Annotated in this window: 9 protein-coding genes; 3 read left to right on the top strand and 6 right to left on the bottom strand. The window is 58.6% G+C overall.

Going from position 1 to position 18,549, the window contains the following annotated elements; translation table 11 throughout:
• The first annotated feature begins 288 nt into the window (after window positions 1-288).
• Window positions 289-2,472: an ATP-dependent zinc metalloprotease FtsH gene (gene ftsH / locus THTE_RS11810; protein WP_095415632.1), complete on the top strand. Its 2,184-nt coding sequence runs from the start codon at window positions 289-291 to the stop codon at window positions 2,470-2,472.
• A gap of 66 nt (window positions 2,473-2,538) precedes the next feature.
• Here the strand turns inward: ftsH and THTE_RS11805 are convergent, their stop codons facing one another.
• The 4 genes from THTE_RS11805 to THTE_RS11790 all read right to left on the bottom strand — a co-directional run bounded on the left by THTE_RS11805 (window position 2,539) and on the right by THTE_RS11790 (window position 10,513).
• On the bottom strand, window positions 2,539-3,990 hold the full coding sequence (locus tag THTE_RS11805; protein WP_168175848.1) for a WD40 domain-containing protein: 1,452 nt from the start codon (window positions 3,988-3,990) through the stop codon (window positions 2,539-2,541).
• Window positions 3,991-4,093: 103 nt separating this feature from the next.
• The gene (locus tag THTE_RS11800) at window positions 4,094-6,568 is read right to left on the bottom strand and encodes a DUF1549 and DUF1553 domain-containing protein (RefSeq protein WP_095415630.1); all 2,475 of its coding nucleotides are present in this window, start codon (window positions 6,566-6,568) and stop codon (window positions 4,094-4,096) included.
• Window positions 6,569-6,598: 30 nt separating this feature from the next.
• The gene (locus tag THTE_RS11795; RefSeq protein WP_168175847.1) at window positions 6,599-9,004 is read right to left on the bottom strand and encodes a PPC domain-containing protein; all 2,406 of its coding nucleotides are present in this window, start codon (window positions 9,002-9,004) and stop codon (window positions 6,599-6,601) included.
• A gap of 180 nt (window positions 9,005-9,184) precedes the next feature.
• On the bottom strand, window positions 9,185-10,513 hold the full coding sequence (locus THTE_RS11790; RefSeq protein WP_095415628.1) for a DUF1501 domain-containing protein: 1,329 nt from the start codon (window positions 10,511-10,513) through the stop codon (window positions 9,185-9,187).
• Between the two features lie 1,052 nt (window positions 10,514-11,565).
• Here THTE_RS11790 and THTE_RS11785 point away from each other — a divergent pair.
• Window positions 11,566-12,630, top strand: coding sequence for a PIN/TRAM domain-containing protein (locus THTE_RS11785; RefSeq protein ID WP_095415627.1), 1,065 nt, complete (start codon window positions 11,566-11,568; stop codon window positions 12,628-12,630).
• 41 nt (window positions 12,631-12,671) lie between these two features.
• On the opposite strand, the gene aceE is transcribed toward THTE_RS11785, so the two are convergent.
• Together aceE and THTE_RS11775 are read right to left on the bottom strand one after the other, a co-directional pair.
• Window positions 12,672-15,416 carry a pyruvate dehydrogenase (acetyl-transferring), homodimeric type gene (gene aceE, locus THTE_RS11780; protein ID WP_095415626.1) on the bottom strand — a complete coding sequence of 915 codons (2,745 nt, stop codon included), beginning with the start codon at window positions 15,414-15,416 and terminating at the stop codon, window positions 12,672-12,674.
• A gap of 255 nt (window positions 15,417-15,671) precedes the next feature.
• Window positions 15,672-16,574, bottom strand: a complete 903-nt coding sequence (locus THTE_RS11775; RefSeq protein ID WP_095415625.1) for a PfkB family carbohydrate kinase — start codon at window positions 16,572-16,574, stop codon at window positions 15,672-15,674.
• 792 nt (window positions 16,575-17,366) lie between these two features.
• Between THTE_RS11775 and THTE_RS11770 the strand changes: the two genes are divergently transcribed.
• Complete coding sequence (locus tag THTE_RS11770) at window positions 17,367-18,530, top strand: aldose 1-epimerase family protein (RefSeq protein ID WP_095415624.1); 1,164 nt, start codon at window positions 17,367-17,369, stop codon at window positions 18,528-18,530.
• Window positions 18,531-18,549: the final 19 nt, after the last annotated feature.

Genomic DNA, 18,549 nt, shown 5'->3' with positions numbered 1-18,549 from the left:
CCACCGGATCAAATTATTACAACCCCGTACCAAAAACGGGGACGAGTCATTTCATGGACTATTTGCCTCTTTTCCCGCAAGTGTGATAATGAAGGTAAATAATGTCGGGGCCCACCCACCCGTCCGCCCAGGATTTGCCGGCTAAAAAACCGCTCCAGAGGATTGGGCCCTCATTCCCCTCCCTTAGGAGTACCTCAACGCCGACTGTGATCTATCATTAGAAAAGGGCAGAAGTTTGGGGGAAAAGCGGACAGTCGTTCCCGTTTTACAGATGGCCTGCTCACACGCATGATGAAATCGAGAATCGGCGAGAAAGCCTGGTATTTAATACCCAACGACCTGCAACGACTCCGGAACCTCTTTTCGCGAGACTCCGGTAACCGAAACGATCCGAATAAAGGGGAGCAGTCACCCCTGGGTGACAAGAAAGCCCGCGAACGCCGAGGTCCCGGTGGCCCTGCCATTCTTTGGTATCTTCTGATTGCCCTTGCCGTGAGCCTCCTTTTGGCCGGGTTGGTGCGACCGACCATTACCGAGGATATTCCATACCTGGAACTCGTGCGACTGATCGAGCAGGGAAGCCCGGAGGAGAATCCGAAGGCGGCCATCGTGGTGACCAAGAAAGTCGGCAACGAACTGTATCGCATACGCTATTCGGGCCTGCGCGATCTCGTCGTCCGTCCCCACGAAGTCGTCGGTACCGTGACGCGGGAGATCCTGGATCCCGTCAGTAAACGTTCCAAGCCGGAAGAAGTCACTTTTCGTTCCTCTCGACTGGGATTCGAAAACGACAACAACGCCCTCCTGCAATTGCTTTTGAACAAAGGATTCCGCGACGTCCGGGGCGGGGAACCACCCACTTTCTGGGAGCAATACGGACCTCACATCATCCTGCTTTTGGTCTTTGTCCTGTTGATGCTCTTTCTCCTCCGTCGGATGGGAGGCCCCGGCTCGGCGATTGCGTTCGGCCGGAGCCGCAGCCGGCTCTATGCTCCTGAAGACGTCGGTGTGACGTTCAAGGACGTCGCGGGCATTGACGAGGCCGTTGAGGAAGTGAAGGAAGTCGTGGAGTTTCTCAAAAACCCGCAAAAATTTCGGGCGTTGGGCGGCCGCATCCCGAAAGGCGTGTTGCTGGTGGGACCGCCAGGCACGGGAAAAACGCTGCTGGCGAAAGCCATCGCCGGAGAGGCCGGTGTGCCCTTCTTCAGTCTTTCCGGATCGGATTTTGTGGAAATGTTCGTGGGAGTGGGCGCCGCGCGGGTCAGGGACATGTTCCAGCAAGCACAGGCCCGCGCTCCCTGCATCGTGTTTATCGACGAGCTCGACGCTTTAGGCAAGATGCGCGGGACGAGCATCGTGGGCGGGCACGAAGAAAGGGAACAGACCCTGAACGCCCTGCTTGTGGAAATGGATGGATTCAACTCCAACAGCGGTGTCATCGTCCTGGCGGCGACGAACCGACCGGAGACGCTCGATCCCGCCTTGTTGCGGCCGGGAAGATTCGACCGGCACATCCTTGTTGATCGTCCTGATGTCCGTGGACGCGAGGCCATCCTCAAGGTCCATTGTCGAAATGTGAAGCTGGATCCGTCGGTGAACATCAGCGAAATCGCCGCATTAACCCCGGGCTTCGTGGGGGCGGACCTGGCCAATCTCGTCAATGAGGCAGCCCTTCTTGCCGCCCGCAAAAACAAAGAGGCGGTCACCATGGAGGAGTTCACGGAAGCTGTGGAGAGGGTGACGGCCGGGCTGGAAAAACGGCAGCGGGTGATGAGTGAAGAGGAAAAACTTCGGGTGGCTTATCATGAAAGTGGCCATGCCCTGGTGGCTTATTCCCTGCCGAATACGGACCCGGTCCACAAAGTCTCCATCATCCCGCGGGGAATTGCTGGTCTGGGGTACACTCTCCAGCGTCCGGAGGGCGACCGCTATCTGTTGACGCAAAGCGAGCTGGAAGCCCGCATCCAGGTGCTCTTGGCAGGCAGTGTCGCCGAGGAACTGGTGTTCCAAGATGTTTCCACGGGTGCGCAGAACGACCTGCAGAGGGCCACCGATATCGCGCGGAGCATGGTCACGGAATTTGGGATGAGCCGCCTTGGAAAGCTGGCGTTCCGCGATGATGTGCCCACTCATCTGGGTGTCTACAGCGATTTGGGACGTCCTCGCTGGTACAGCGAAGCGACGGCCGAGGAAATCGACCGCGAAATCCGGCGGATCATCGACGAAGCCCTTCAGCGAACTCGGCGGATTCTGGAGGTGCGTCGCCCAGCCTTGGAAGCCTTGGCCCAGCGGCTCATGCAAAAGGAGGTCATTGATCAGGAAGAATTGCGGGAAATCGTGGAGACTCACTCCCCCGGCCCATTCGTCGTTCCCGGAACCGAAGACGTAAAACCAAAGCGGGTGATGCCGACTTCGGTGACGGAGCGAGCGAATAACGAAGCTCCAGAAGCGGAAAGCGAGGCGTCCTCCTGAGCAATGCCGTTGCCGTTCCGATTGCAAAAGAAATCGCAAGCGCGATCGAGATAGCCGCGCGGAGCTTCATTTCGTGGAAGCAGTGGCCTGGGCCGTGGCCGGTGGTGATGCCGATGCTGGGGCAGGGTTTGCCGGCAAATTGGCCACCACGTTACCCGACTCAATATCGATGAGGCGTACCTCCCCCGAGAGATCGGCGGCCACCACTCGCTTGTTATCGTAGGTGGCGGCCACTCGCAGGATCAGATCGGGAAACGCGGGCAAAGTCTTCAGATTTCGTCCAGAAATATCCCAGATTTTTACGGTCTTGTCGCGTCCCCCTGACACCAGGCGGCCATCGTTCATGAAAGCGACGGTGGTCGCGCCCCCGCTGTGGGCGTTGATGCTGCGGATTTGCTGACCATTATTCATATCCCAGAGCTTGATTGTTCCGTCTTCCGAAGCCGATGCCAAAACGTTCGAATCCGGCCGCCACGCCAGGGCTGTCACAGCAGCCTTGTGGCCATCCAGAGTGGCAAACTCGCGATCCGCACCCGCCTCCCAAACCCACAGTCCTCCCGCACGATCGGCTGTGGCCATCAGAACGCCATCGGGGCTAATGGCGGCTGCATAAATCCAATCCGTGTGCTTTTTGATTTCCACGAGTTGAGAGCCGTCCTCCACGTTGAAGACGCGGGCGATCTTCTGCGGGCCTCCCAGCAACACAAACTTGAGGTCCGGACTGACATCACAGGCGAGGACGACATCCAGCTCGTCGCCAATAGTGGTCAATTCCTTGCCCGTTTTCACGTCATACAACACGACATTTCCCACCTTGGCCCCAATGCCACCGCCGGCTGCCAGTACTGCTCCTGAGCGGCTGAACTTCAGGTCGTACGCTACACCTGGCGGAAATGGCACAATACCCAATCGCTGGCCGCTTTCGGTGTGGTAGAACACCAGTTGCTTTTGACCGGCGACAACCGCCAACGGCGACCAAGGGGCCGTCGCCAGGGCATAAGCGGGAGCCGGCCGTCGGGTGACGAGGATCGGCTCCTGGGGTAAATTCTCGGGCATAATGGGCGTGCCCTGCTGCGCCGGCGTCACCTGCGTCATGGAGAGATCCACCTTGGGTTTTGCGGCAGCGGCCGAACTCCCGCTGTCCTTGAGCGCCCCACCCTGGATCCATTTCTGAATGATTTGCAGCTTCTCCGCGGGAAGTGGGTCCTGGTTCGGGGGCATGTAGGGTTGCTCTTTGTGAGAGACGAGCATCCAGAGATAGGAGTTGTCGGGATCGCCGGGTTCGATAACCGCCCCGCTGGCGCCACCCTCCATGAGCCGTTCGTAGCTATCCAGGGCAAGATCGTTGGTGGCCTTGTTCTGGTTGTGGCAGGCGAAGCAGTGCTCGCGGAAGATAGGTCGGACATGATCCACGTACGTGATTTTGGCCTCCTCCGCAACGGCAAACCCCATCCGCAACCATCCGAAACACGCCAGGGCCACCACTACGAACCAGCCACGTGAAAAACACCTTCGCATGGAACGCTTACTCCTCGGATACTGCATGCCGCCGCAGGTTTGATGAAACCCGATTGGCACGAATCATTTGCTGGTTTTACTATTTCGTCCGCCGGGGGGACGCTCAATGGTTGAAGGAGAACTCCCGGGAGTTCAAAAGTGCCCAAAAGACGTCGTGTAAAACCGGCCGCGGATCAGCCTGGTCTTTGAGCGCTTCTCTAACGGCCTGCATTTCCTGTTCGGTCGGTTCGCGGGTCAGTGTGCGGATGAACAGCCGCTTCACGATGTCTTCTGGGGATACCTTTTCATTCAGCCACCGGTCAATGAGGCCACCCTGTTTGATCTTGCTTTCGATCGTATTGCCAGTGATTAGATGGAGGGCCTGCGAGAGTGTTGGATCGGTACGCACGTCACACGCACAGACTGTATCTCGGGGTGACCGGCCGAAGGTCGTGAGAAAGTAATTGGTCGTGCTTCCATCCGCGATCTGAATCGCCCGAGCACCGAGGGGCAACCCGCGGAACTTTTCCGGCGACTCCGTAACCTGGCAGATACAATCCAGCAGGATTTCCGCCTGCAAACGGCGCACATTGGCGTGGGAGAAGTTACGCGTGTCCTCGCGATTGCTCTCATTCGGAATCGCCGATCGCTGATAGGTTTTGGACAGGCAGATATCCCGCACCAGACGTTTAAAGTCGTATTTGTATTCGATGAGCTTTTTTCCAAGCGTTTCATACAGTTGCGGATTGCTGGGCGGATTGCTCATGCGGACATCATCCACCGGATCAACGATCCCGACTCCGAAAAAGTGCGCCCAGATTCGATTAGCGACGTTACAGGCAAAGTCCGGGCAGTCGGGCGAGGTGAGCCACTCGGCGAGGACCTTGCGACGATCCCCACCGTTGATTTGGGGTTGCGGGCCACCCAAGAACTTGGGGGCCATCACGCGATTGTCCACCGGATGACGCACTTCGCCGCTGCCGCGGTTAAAGACGATTGTTTCCCGATCGTCTTCTCCATTCTTGCGGCCGATCTGGGCAAAAAATGCGGCAAAACTGTAGTAATCGTCCATCGTCCAGCGGTCGAACGGATGATTGTGGCATTGCGCACACTGAATTCGACGACCCATGAACACCTGGGCAACGTTCTCGGCAGTTTTAAGAGTGTCCGTTTCCACTTGATAAAAATTCGTGGCAGGATTGGTGAATGTACCACCCTCGGAAGCCAGCAACTCGCGAACGATCTCGTCAAATGGTTCTCCGGAAGCGATCTTTTCCGTCAGCCATTGGGAGTAGAGATAGGCCGACTTGTAGCTCACGTTCACATTGGAACGGACCATCAGAACTTCTGCCCATTTCATCGCCCAAAGCTCTGCGAATTCCTTGCGCTGGAGGAGTTCGTCCACCAACCGTGTCCGCTTGTCCGGCTGGGTGTCCGCAAGGAACCGCGTATACTCTTCCTCGGTGGGAAGCTGGCCGATGATATCCAGCGTCACGCGACGGAGGAATTCGGCATCGCTGCACAGAGCACTCGGCTGGATGCGGAGCTTGCGCAGCTTTTCATTGACCAGTTCGTCGATGTAGTTGGCGGGTTCATCGGTGGCCACCATCGGCACATCGGCAGGCAGCACAAGGACCTGACTTCCCACCACTTTTGTGTCAAAGCGTGCCAGGATGAACGCCTCGCCGCGGTGGGCCGCTTTGACCAACCCGTTTTCGTCGACGGGAGCCGCATAGTCGTTATTGCTGAGGAAAACGGCCAGGTGGGTGACATCTCGATCCGTGCCGTCCGAGTAGTGGGCCCGCACCACCAGCCGCTGGGTCGCGTTCTCTCCTTGCAGCACACTTTGCGGCGGAAAAACCTCGACTTTCTCCACGCTGGGCACGTCTCCACTGTCACGCGGGGCCCCGAGTTCCAACCAGCGGTAGAGAGTGCGGTACAATTCGCTCTCCTTTTCAAAGCGTTTGCCGCCCGTATGCGGGACAGCTCCGATGGCTTTTTGCAGGATGAGACTGTCCTCGGGAACGGCGAGATTGACCCGGCGGAACGGCACTTCGTGGATGAGCCGTTCATAATCGCCCTCGGGATCAAACCCAAAGAGCGACAGTCGGAAACCGTCTTTCCCGCGAGCAGCCCCGTGACAGGTGCCCGTGTTGCAACCCGCTCGCATGAACACGGGCATGACGTCCAATCGAAAACTGAGGGGACGTTCCTTTTCCACATCTTTGACCACCACGGGTACGCCCGCACTCTGCCCGGCATACTCCGCGACCAACCGTGTTTCGCCGTTGGCCTGTGGATAAAGAGTGGCGTTTTCCAGGCGGGCGAGGGCTGGGTTCTCCAGACGAAGATTGGCCTGCGTTGTCACATCCTGAGTAACACCGTCGGCCGTCACAGCCACCACCACAAACGACTGCCGATCGTCCTTCGTTTCCAGCCGCAGGGTGTCAGACGGATAGATCTCCAGGCGGACGACGTCCGCCGCACGGCTGACCGCGATCGCGCCCCAGAACGCAATCAAACCAGCAAGAGTGGCCAACCCAGTCAACGGGTTCGCACGCTGAGGAAACCTGAAAAAAGGCAACCGTACTCGATTCATGGCTTGAAGGCCCTCCTGAAATAGGAAGGTTTACGGCGTGGCCGTTTGATTCTGACGCTGCTGCCGGAGTTGCTCCAGTCGGCTGAGCGGTCTTTCCGTCGGTTGGGGAGGCGGGGGAGGTGGAGCGGCCTGCGCCACCTGGGCTGGCCGCGGTTTCTGGATCCGCAGTTCCCCGGCCGACAACAGGTGGACGATGGGCTCGCCGTCCTGGATGATCGTCACCTTCACCACGAGCGATTTGTGAAGTCCCACCGGGGCAGTAGGTTCTGTTCGCAGGGGGAACGTGCACTGCTGGGTGTCGGCTGTGATCGTCTGCGGCTCCGAGCTTATGCCGGAAGGAAGTCCGAGCAGCTCCACCTGAGCGTTCCCGTTAAACTTGGTGCGAACCTCGACCTGCGCCTGCCAGTTTCCTGACTGTCCCTGATCCAGGGAAACCTGCGGGAAGGTCATCGCCACAAATGGCGCGGCGACCGTCAGATCGGCGGGAGGCGTGGCCACCTCAACCGTCCCGCCAAGATCGGCGGACGCAAGGGCTACGATTTTCCAGGTCCCCAGGGCTGCCTGCCCATTGGCGGTGAGCGGCATCCGGACCTCCTGGGCTCCCTGCGCAATCGTCACCGAGGTGGGCGCGGACACACCCGGCGATAAGTTCAGCATCGCCACGGTGATCGGTCCGTCGAATCCCGCATCCCGTTCCGCTTTGATGACGAGTTCCATCGTTCCCCCCTGAACGAGCGGTACCTTGGGCTGTTGAATCGTCACCCGGAACGGCACGGCTTCGGTCACCGCCGTTGCCAGGCGGTGTGAATAAAAGTTCCAGTACTCGCGATTGTTCTGGCCGCGAACAAGAGAAGTCCGCTGCAGCAGTTCTCCCACAATCTCCTGCTCACCGATCTTGGAAACACCTCTGACACTGACCCACCGTCCTTCCAGCGGGGCTTCGGCCGCGGCAGTGAGGATGACGGGCACGACTGACTGACCTGGCGGAATGGGAAATGTTTCCACACTGATCCCTGGAGGCAGGTCTTCAAAGCGCAGGTCCACTGGGCCGTCAAAATCCTCGCGCGCGACCGAGACCAGGAAAGCGTAGCGATTCCCTCGCGGGACCGCTGCCACGATGTCACGGAATTGTTGCCGCTCGGGCAGACTCAGCCGCAACTTCGGTTGAACGGGTGTGACCTCGAGGCGATAAACATACTCGGGTCCGCCGGCTTTAAGGTGATCACGGACCCCAACCAGATACTCACCATCGTCGGGAGCCGTCCACCGGATGATGCTGTCCGGACTACCTGCATCATCATTGGCCGCCAGCTGCCGACCGTCCGCCGCATGTACGGTCAAGACGCTGTCCACAGGGGTCCGCAACTGCCGGGCGAGGAGGCGGATCTCATAAGCCTGGCCTTTTTTGGCCGAGAAACGAAAGAAGTCCCGATCATCCGGCCGTTCCAGCACGCCGTTGCACGCCCCTGGCGCAGTCGCTGGCGTGGCCTGTGCCGGAACGTCGTTGGGCTCAACTTCCGCGGTTTCGGGACCGCTCGCACTCACCCTCATCCAGTTGGGTGTTGGGGCTGCCTGACCATCCCGGTGGGCCAATATCGGCCACCGGTCTGCAGGCTGGGTGGGAAGCGTCAGATCCTCCTCCCAAGGACCGAGCGGGTCACCGACCCAGCGCACTTTTAGAGTTTGACCAGCCGCACCGCCCAGTGGAAATGCCGCCAGAGGTCGTGGAAACGTGCCCACGTGGAGCCGGTAGAAAGAATCTCCGGATCCGCCAAAGGCACTTTCCCGAACCTGCACGATGTACCGACCATCCGCCGGCGCGACGGCCGCACAAACGGCGTCCTGACCACCGAAAGCCGTATCATCCGCAGTAGCCAGCACAAAACGCTTAGAATCCAGGATGGCCACCGCGGGATCAAAGAAGGATTTTCCCAGTCGCATTCCCTCAACTTCCACCGATAGTCGCTGCCCGGCCTTGAGTTCTACGGCAAAGTAATCCACATCCTCGTTCTCAACAACTCCTCGGACGGTTGTATTCAGGGGGATAACCTGGGGATTGTGGAAATCGTTGTTGGGCTCTTGCTCATCGATTTCCGGAAGCAGTCCCACGTGGAAAGTGATGAGGTTTGAAATTCCGGTGGCTGTACGCACGCGGAGGCCGTGCTCTCCAACCGGGCAATCGGGAGCAACGGCCACCTTCGCCACCAGGCGGTCGCCCGCCTTTGTCGTGATTTCCCGCACCGACAAGCCAGGACCCGTGAAGAGAAGCTCCGCCGCATCAGCCAGACGGGAGCCTGTAATCGTCAACTCAATCTCCGTCCCCTGCTGGGCGCTGATTGGACTCACACGCGTGATCACCGGGTCGGCCGCCCACGCAACTCCGGAGAAAATCACGCTCAGCACAACTCCCAGCCAGGCAAACCCGAACAGACGCACGATCGGCCCCGGGCCATTCTTACTCCTAACAAGACAACTCCCGTGTCTCCGTCGGGGGACGTTCGGGATCGGGCGAGACCCCGCAAGAGTTTTTTCCCAGGCAAATGAGCGATTGTTCCGCTTCATGGCGAGGTAATCCCAACTCGTAGACAGCAACGCGAGCGTTGGAGGGCAGGGTCATCAGGCAATCAGGCCCCGGCGAACCCGGCCATCGCGGACGATGTTGAGCGGCCGATTGCCCGGGCCGATCAAGCGCTTCTCGTAGTCCACCCCCAGCAGATGGTAAATCGTGGCAAAAAGGTCCTCCGGCCCGATGGGCTCGCTGGCCGGTTCGGACGCCGTGGCATCCGAGCTACCAAAAATCTGGCCGCGGGTCACGCCGCCTCCGGCAAGGAGAATGCTGAAGACCTTGGGCCAGTGATCGCGCCCTGCCGTTCCATTGACTTTGGGAGTTCGTCCAAATTCTGTGGAAACCATCACGATGGTTTCATCCAGAAGCCCTGAGGCGTCAAGGTCCGAGAACAAAGCCGCCAGGGCCTGATCGAGAGCGGGAGCGAGCCGCTTCGTGCCCGGCACGATCTGCTCGTGGAAATCCCATCCGCCGTAGGTGACTGTGACAACGCGGACACCGGCGGCGATCAAGCGCCGTGCCAGCAGAAACCGCTGCCCAGCCTGGGTATAACCGTACCGTTCGCGGATTTGGGGGGACTCCGCATCCAGATTAAACGCCTCCCGGGCCTTCGCAGAACTGAGCATTTCATATGCCCGGTAGTAAAATGAGTCCATCGCCTGAATGGCGTCCGCCTTTTCCAGCGAGGCAAAGTGGGCGTTGACCGCTTCCAAGAGGGTACGACGCCGTGCAAATCGCTGCTCGTCCACTCCTGGGGGAAGACTCAGGTCGCGAACCCGAAAACCTCTTCCCGCCGGATCGGCCCCCAGTGAAAACGGACCATACGCCGAACTGAGATAACCCGGCCCGGCATAGGGGTTAGGTTCATTGGGAATGCACACATAGGGAGGCAGCGATTCCCGTGGCCCCAGCTCATGGCTGACAATACTGCCAAGACTGGGATATGTCACGGCGGGACTGGGTCGATACCCCGTGAACATGTTGTGCGTGCCGCGCTCATGCGCCGCTTCGCCGTGGCTCATGGAGCGGATGACCGTGAACTTATCAGCCACCTGGGCGAGTTTTGGGAAGTTTTCCGAGAACAATTCTCCCGTGTTGGTTTTCACAGTCCCAAAGGAGCCACGGTATTCCAGGGGGGCATAGGGCTTGGGGTCAAAAGACTCCTGCTGAGCCATTCCGCCAGGAAGAAAGATGTGGATCAACCCCTTGGCTTTGCCGAACGTTGGATCTGCTGAAGCACTCCCCTCCTGTGCTTTGGCAGCCTCCAGACGCAAGAGGTCACCGAGCGTCAGACCCAGGAAACCGAGGGCCCCCACGGTGAGAAATTCCCGACGATTGCCCTGGAAGAATGTGTTACCGCGGCAATTGGTGTGAGCCATCGTTTCGCTCCCCCAAATAAGACCTGCTCAACTGTCAACTCAAACCCTCCGCCTATCCTTGAATGTCGGGACACGGGCATCGGGCACATTTCTCGTAAATAAACGCCGCAATGCTGGATTTCGCACAACTCTCACCCAAGACCATCGGCGAGAAATGGCGAGTGGACACTTGGGTTGAAACACTTCCCTCGTGAAAGACAGCGAGGAAACCGCTGTCTGTTTGCCTGCTGTGCCTGAGATCTGTTCTGCGCCGCGAGGCAATCATCGTCGGAACGCAAGGGCGGGATTCTTGGTAACCGGGCGTAAGCCGGAGTTTATTCGTCTGGTTGGGAGAGTATTGTCTTGTGCTGAATGCTTGGATGTGGCTAGTGAAGGTTGGAAGCCTTAAAGACCTCGAAATAGATCCATAATTGCCTGTTGGATTTGCCGCCTCATTCTACTCAGCTTCGGCCGCCAAGCAAGGGCTGGGATCGACAATTTCTCAGCCCGAACCAGTTGCAAAATTTAAGCAAACTGAAACCGAAATACAGTTAACCGATGATGAACCTTGCTTGGGCAACGAAGGTCCTGTTAACGGGTTGGTGCTGCGGCTGGGAACGGGCGGGACGGGCGCGATCCTTCGGCCCTATGACGGCGCTACTCGTCATAGCAATGTCGTCAGGGATGGATGAGCCACGAGGTTTCCCCGGGCACGGCGGGAGGGTTCCCCGCGACAAACGGCTATTTCCCCTTGCGGGAAATAAACTTTCCAAACCATTCCCAAATTCACTGACCTTCGCGATCCAGCGAGTTGGCCATGATGAAACCAGAGCCACCGGCTTTCCCGGATGCGAAAAGGCTTTATGATGGCTCTCGTTTCGGCTAGAATCGACGAAGGAACATTCGAGCCCAGGGAGGCGGCAGCCGAGGGCGAACGCCCGGGGAGGCCGGCGAACTCAAAAAAAAAGCGTTACCCTGGACGGGGGATATGTCGTCGGCATCCTCATGGGTCTGTAACCTATCCTTCTGTATGGCTTCAAGGTTGCACATTCGGTAACAGAGAGGGCACCAGCATGGTTCTCACTTTTTTGCGCCTCACCTTCCTTATTGTTCTGGCGGGTGTGGCGGTGATCGTTGTGAAGGCCGGTCTGTATCCCCAGGACCTTCAGTGGACAGCCTGGTTGATTGTGCTGGGGATCATGGCCATTGGCGGGGCGGTTATCCTGCTGGACATTCTGATCCCGCGCAAACCGCTGGAGATTATCAGCTCCGTTTACTTCGGTTTGATCGTGGGGCTTTTCCTCAGTTACGTGGCGGGGCTGGCACTGACCCCCGTCTTCGAAAGCCTCCAAACCGAGGAGCGGGTGCGGAACGTAGTGCAGCTGATCCTGGCAGCGGTCCTCTGTTATGTGTGCATCAGCTTCCTATTTCAGACCAAAGACGATTTCCGATTCATCATCCCCTACGTCGAGTTCACCAAGGAGGTCAAGGGACGCCGACCGTACATCCTGGACACCAGCGTCATTATCGACGGCCGCATTGCCGATCTGGTGGAAACCAATCTCTTCGACAGCCGACTGGTGATTCCCCGATTCGTCATTAATGAACTGCAGGCCGTCGCCGATAGCGCCGATCGCTCCAAGCGGGCAAGGGGGCGACGGGGGCTCGATATTCTCCACCGTCTCCGCAATAATCCCGACGTGGAACTCACCATCTGGGACCGGGACCTCCCCGAGTTTGCCGGACAATCCGTGGATGTCAAGCTGGTCACTCTGGCCAAACATCTGGAAGGGCGACTGGTCACGAACGACTACAACCTCAACAAGGTAGCTCGGGTCCACGGCGTTCGGGTGATCAATATCAACGACCTGGCCAACGCCCTCAAGCCGCGATTCCTCCCCGGCGAGCAGATCCAGGTCCGCCTGGTCAAGCCGGGAGAAGAGGAACACCAGGGCGTCGGCTATCTCGACGACGGGACGATGGTGGTGGTGGAAGACGGTCGGGAATACGTCGGGAAAACCGTGGTTCTCAATGTGACCAGCGTGCTTCAGACGAGCGCCGGCCGCATGATCTTCGGTCGATTCGAGCGCATCGTGGAACACAACAATGCTCACGCCCGCGACACGAGCGTGGCTTGAGGTGCCTTATCACGTGCCCGTTGGAGCACCTGAGCGAATACTCAAACTTTCCAGGGCACGGGCTTTTCCGGGTCCAGCCCCAGTTCTCTGATGGCTGACGCGAGGCGGTCTTTCGGATAAAGTCCCCGTTCCGCCAGGGACGTGAGTGCGGCCAGCGCGATATTTTCGGCATCGACCTCGAAGAAACGGCGGAGTTCTCGGCGGGCTTCGCTCCGACCAAAGCCGTCCGTCCCCAGCGCGACGTAATCGCCGGGAATCCATCGGGCAAGAGTGAGCGGCACGGCCGATACGTAGTCTGAAGCCGCGACGACCGTTCCCTGGGAGCCCTCCAGCACCTGCTGCACATAGGGGACCCGAGGGGCGGATTCGGGGTGGAGCCGGTTGTAGCGATCGACCTCCCGGGCATCTTCCAGGAGACGTTTCCAACTTGTCACGCTGAAGACCCGGCTGGAAACGGCGAATTTTTGATCCAGAATTTCCTGTGCCCGAAGGGCCTCTCGCAGTATGGCCCCGCTGGCCATGAGGTCCACGCTGGGACGGTCGGGGCCCAAATCACGCACGGAGAGCCGGTACATGCCCTTGCAGATTCCTTCCGTGGAACCCATGGGCAGGATCGGCATCTCGTAGTTTTCGTTCATGAGCGTGATGTAATAGAAGATGTCTTCTTCCTCGTAGTACATTCGGCGAATGCCATCGAGCACGATGACCGCCATTTCGTACGCGTAACAGGGGTCGTAAGCCTGGCAGGTGGGGTAAGCCAGGGCATACAGATGGCTGTTGCCATCCTGGTGCTGGAGGCCTTCTCCGGCGAGCGTCGTCCGGCCGGAAGTGCCTCCCATCAGAAAGCCCCGGCATCGCATATCGCCGGCGGCCCAAATGAGATCCCCGATTCGCTGGAACCCGAACATGGAGTAGAAGATGAAAAACGGAATCATGTTGATTCCGTGTGTGGAATGTGCCGTCCCGGCGGCGATGAACGACGCCATCGACCCGGCTTCCGTGATACCTTCTTCCAGAATTTGCCCATCCACCGCCTCGCGGTAGTACAGCACCGTGTCGGAGTCCACAGGTTCATAGAGCTGACCCACGTGGGAGTAAATGCCGAACTGCCGGAACAGCGCTTCCATTCCGAAGGTGCGACTTTCATCGGGGACAATAGGAACGATGTACCGACCGATGTTTTTGTCCCGCATCAGACGGGCAAGCAACCGCACAAATGCCATGGTGGTGGAAACTTCGCGGCCTTCGCTTCCGGCAAAGAACTCAGCAAAGTCCTCCCACTTGGGTGGCTTCAACTTGACTTTCGGCTGACGACGACTCGGCACGGGTCCGCCGAGGGCCTTGCGGCGGGCCTTGAGATACTGAATCTCAGGGCTGTCCTCGGGAGGACGATAGAAAGGCGCCTCCGCCACTTTATCATCCGGAATGGGGATGTCGAATCGCTCCCGAAACCGACGGAGCTCTTCCTCGTTCAGTTTCTTCTGCTGATGGGTGATGTTTCGCCCTTCCCCAGCCTCTCCCAGCCCATAACCCTTGATCGTCTTGGCCAGAATGACCGTGGGGGAACCTTTGTGCTCGACGGCGGCTTTATATGCCGCATAAACTTTGACCGGATCGTGTCCGCCGCGTTTGAGGCGGCGAATTTGCTCGTCGGTCAGATCGGCCACCAAGGCCTCCAGCCGGGGATCCACGCCGAAGAAGTGCTTGCGGATGTAACTCCCCGGCATGACCGTGTACTTCTGATACTGGCCATCCACCACCTCATTCATGCGACGGACAAGCAACCCGTCCTTGTCCTTGGCCAGCAGCGGATCCCAATCGGACCCCCAAATCACCTTGATCACGTTCCAACCGGCGCCGCGGAAGGCCCCTTCCAACTCCTGGATGATTTTACCGTTCCCACGAACAGGGCCATCCAGACGTTGCAGATTGCAATTCACCACGAAAATGAGGTTGTCCAGGCGTTCCCGGCCCGCCAGGGTGATCGCCCCCAACGTTTCCGGTTCGTCACATTCGCCGTCGCCCAAGAAGCACCAGACTTTCGATTCCCGGGCTTCGGGCAGGATCCCCCGGTCAGCCAGGTACTGGTTGAATCGCGCCTGGTAAATCGCCATGATCGGCCCCAGTCCCATGGAAACGGTCGGAAATTCCCAGAAATTGGGCATCAACCAGGGATGAGGATAAGAGCTCAATCCGCCGCCCTCGGCCAGCTCGCGACGAAAGTTTTCCAGTTGTTTTTCAGTGATTCGGCCTTCCAGAAATGCCCGCGCGTAAATTCCCGGACTGGCGTGCCCCTGAAAGTACACAAAATCTGGCGGATGATTCCCCTGCTTGCCGCGGAAAAAGTGATTAAACCCCACTTCGTACAGCGTAGCGGCCGAAGCGAAGGTGGAGATGTGACCACCGATTCCCGAGCTAACCCGGTTTGCCCGCACGACCATCGCCATGGCATTCCAGCGGATAATGCTCTTAATTCGCCGCTCGATTGCGCGGTCGCCTGGGTATTCGGGCTCCTGTTCAGGAGGAATCGTGTTGATGTAAGGCGTCGTGGCGGCAGAGACCCACGGCACGCCGCTGCGGAAGGCTTTTTCTTTCAGGCGTTCCAGCAGATACACCGCCCGTTCGCCCCCGTGCTTGCGAATCACATACTCCAGCGCGTCCAGCCATTCCTGGGTTTCTTCGGGATCGATGTCCTTGGCCAGTTGAGGAATAGCACCTTCCGGCAATTGTCCGTTGGTCGGCTGGCGTTCCTGTGTTTCCTGTTGCCGAACATCTAGGGCGGACATCAGGCGTGACTCCTTGATTAACCCCTCGCGTCAATGGCTTAGTCCCGTTCTTCTCGGTGCCCGGAAGGCCAACGACCTCCCGGCCGGCCACCATCCTGGCCGACATGGCTCTTTCGCAATCTTTCAATTATATCTGGCACTGCTCACCTGCAAGCAGGTTTTCCGATTTGTCGGTCCGAATCGCAAGTCTTTTCAATGGAAAAACTTAAAGTTCTTCCCTGCGACAGCAGAGCACGTATCCCCATCCGATGGCGTTCAGAACGTCAGCATCTTCCGGTAGGCGTCGAGTCGAGCATCGATGTCCTGGCGTCGGATCTTGAGAAGCCGATACACGCTGAAGTCTTCCACAGTAAAGCTGGCCACCACGATTCCGTAGGCCATGGCCGTTTTGAGATCCTCTGGCGAAAATTCAGTTTGCTCCGCCAGATAGCCCATCATCCCACCGGCGAAACTGTCACCGGCTCCGGTGGGATCGATCACATCGGCCGTGGGGTAGGCGGGCAACACGTACATTTCGTGGCGACTGAAGAACATGGCCCCATGTTCGCCCTTTTTGATGACGACAAAGTTGGGGCCCATCTCCAGGATTTTTCGACCGGCACGGATGAGGTTCTGCTCTTCTGCCAGCAGCGTGGCTTCGAAATCGTTGAGCACCAATCCGTCGATTCGCTGGAGCAGCGTCCGCAACTCCTGGGGCTCCGTGCGGATCCAGTGATCCATGGTGTCGGCAACGGTGAGGTTGGGCCCCACGCATTGCTCGAGGACGCGGAGCTGCATCCGGGTCGATCCGTTGGCCAGAAAAAGGAAGCGACACCGCCGATGTTCCTCGGGCAGCACAGGGTCAAACTGCTCCATCACATTGAGCTGGACCTCAAGCGTCTCGCGATCATTCATATTAGGGAGATAGCGTCCGCGCCAGCGAAAGGTCTTTGCCCCCGGCACCACGCTCAGACCGCTCACATCGACCCCGGAATCTTCGAGGAGCTTCGTGTGCTCGGCAGGCCAGTCTTCCCCCACCACCCCAACCAGGCGGACACGCGTGAAAAAGCGTGCGGCCAGTGAGAAATAGACCGCTGATCCTCCGAGAACGTTCTCTCGTTTGGCTTCGGGCGTTTCGACACTGTCCAAAGCAACGGAACCCACAACAACAAGCGGCATGGACCCTGCTCTCCGTTACCAAGTACCTTCTCCAGTTCTCCTCGACGCGATACGAACTGCCTCGAACGGGCGTTGGACGTCTTTCTAAGGATACCGACTTTTGCGGCCTCTGCCCAGCACAACAAAAAAGGGCCGGGATAGCCCTCCGGCGATCGTGCGATCCTGGCCAAGCAAACAGGGTTACACGTGTCAGGCCAAATCGCGCTCTCCGGCCCCACTTGGGACTGCGTTTGAGGAAGTCGGAACTTCAACCGCCACGTTTCCGACTCATCCCCATTTTTCTTCCGGCCCCGACGACGTTCACAGGGGTTCGCGTGGAAGCGAAATTCAACCCAGGGGGAACTGATGGTCAGGTTCCCTTTCGGAGCGACGATCTCGTCACGACAGCCTTGCAGCGTTGGATCATGCATTGCCCTTCCGCGGGCACGACAAGCGTGCCCCTCCGAAGCATTTTTCGGAGGGACGGGCTCGTCACGTCTGCATTGCAACCTTGCGATCATGCTCCTTGATCGAGCGGATTTCAACTTTTCGGTTCAGTTGCCGGTTAGAATGGTAGGGGCAATTCATGAATTACCCCTACACCACATTGTGCCCGTGGCATCTGGTAGCCTTCTGCAGATGGCTAAGACCATGCTTTCCTCGGCACTTTTCAGCAGGTAAACTAACGCCACAGTGATGGTGCTTTAGGAGAGGGATCCAGGAGTTGTGGGTTACAAAATCCGCGCAGACTTCCAGCCCAAATCCCTGGTGATCAGTTAATGATCAAAACCACAACACGGAGACGGATCGGCCATGGCGAAACAAAAATGGGTCATCACCGATGTGAGCCGCGGTATTTGGGTGGAACAGTTGACACTCACGCACGATATCGCCCCTGCCATTCCGGAAGGGGTCACGATCAGCAAGCGGACGTTGCACGGTGGCCGTTCTGAAGGTGTGGAGGTCATCGAACTCAACAACGGGCGTCTGCGCTTGGTGGTGCTCCCCACTCGCGGAATGGGGATTTGGCGAGCATGGTGCGGCGATCTGGAGCTGGGCTGGAAGGCACCGATCCGCGGCCCGGTCCATCCCCGCTGGGTCAATCTCTGGGAACCAAGCGGCCTGGGCTGGCTGGATGGCTTCGACGAACTCTTCGTGCGCTGCGGTTTGGAGAGCAACGGAGCCCCAGAATTTGACGAGCGTGGCATTTTGCGCTATCCGCTTCACGGCAAGATTGCGAATCTGCCGGCTTCCCGGGTAGAAATCGTGGCGGATGACGAAACCGGGGAGCTTTCAATCTGCGGAGAAGTCTTGGAAAGCCGCCTCTTCTTCAACAAACTTAAACTTTCCACAATCATCAGTACCCTGCCCAATTCCTGCGAGTTTTCCGTTACCGACACAGTCACCAATCTGGCCGCCGTGCCTGGCGAGATGGAGCTTCTCTACCACATCAACTTTGGTCGGCCGCTCCTTGAGCCGGGATCGCGCGTCATCCTGCCGATCAAGCGAATGGCCCCCCGCGATGCCGTGGCGGCCCCGGAGATCGATCGCTGGGACAGCTACGGTGCGGAAACACCCGGCAAGCCCGAAACGGTCTATTTCATCCAGCCACTCGGCGATGGCAAAGGTTTTACGCAGGCAGTTTTGCACAACGAGACGGGCACTCGGGGTGTTCGCGTGGGATTCAATGTTCAGGAGTTGCCCTATTTCACGTTGTGGAAGAACGAGCAGCCCACCTGTGATGGATACGTGACGGGTTTGGAGCCCGCCGTCAATTTTCCCAACCGCCGCTCCTTCGAAAAGGCTAAAGGCCGCGTCATCACCCTTCAGCCTGCTGAAGCGCGGAGTTTCACGGTTAGCGTGTCGGCTCTTTGCAGCTCTGATGCGGTCGCGAACGCGCGGAGCGAGATCCTCCGGTTGCAGGGGGCGACGGCGCCTGAAGTCCTGAGAGAACCCTGGCCGGAGTGGTCTCCGTGAAGGCGGGACTTCAACGCGA

Source organism: Thermogutta terrifontis, assembly GCF_002277955.1.
GTDB lineage: Bacteria > Planctomycetota > Planctomycetia > Pirellulales > Thermoguttaceae > Thermogutta > Thermogutta terrifontis.
The sequence above is the reverse complement of the archived record's forward strand: the minus strand, read 5'-3'. Positions and strand labels throughout refer to the sequence as shown.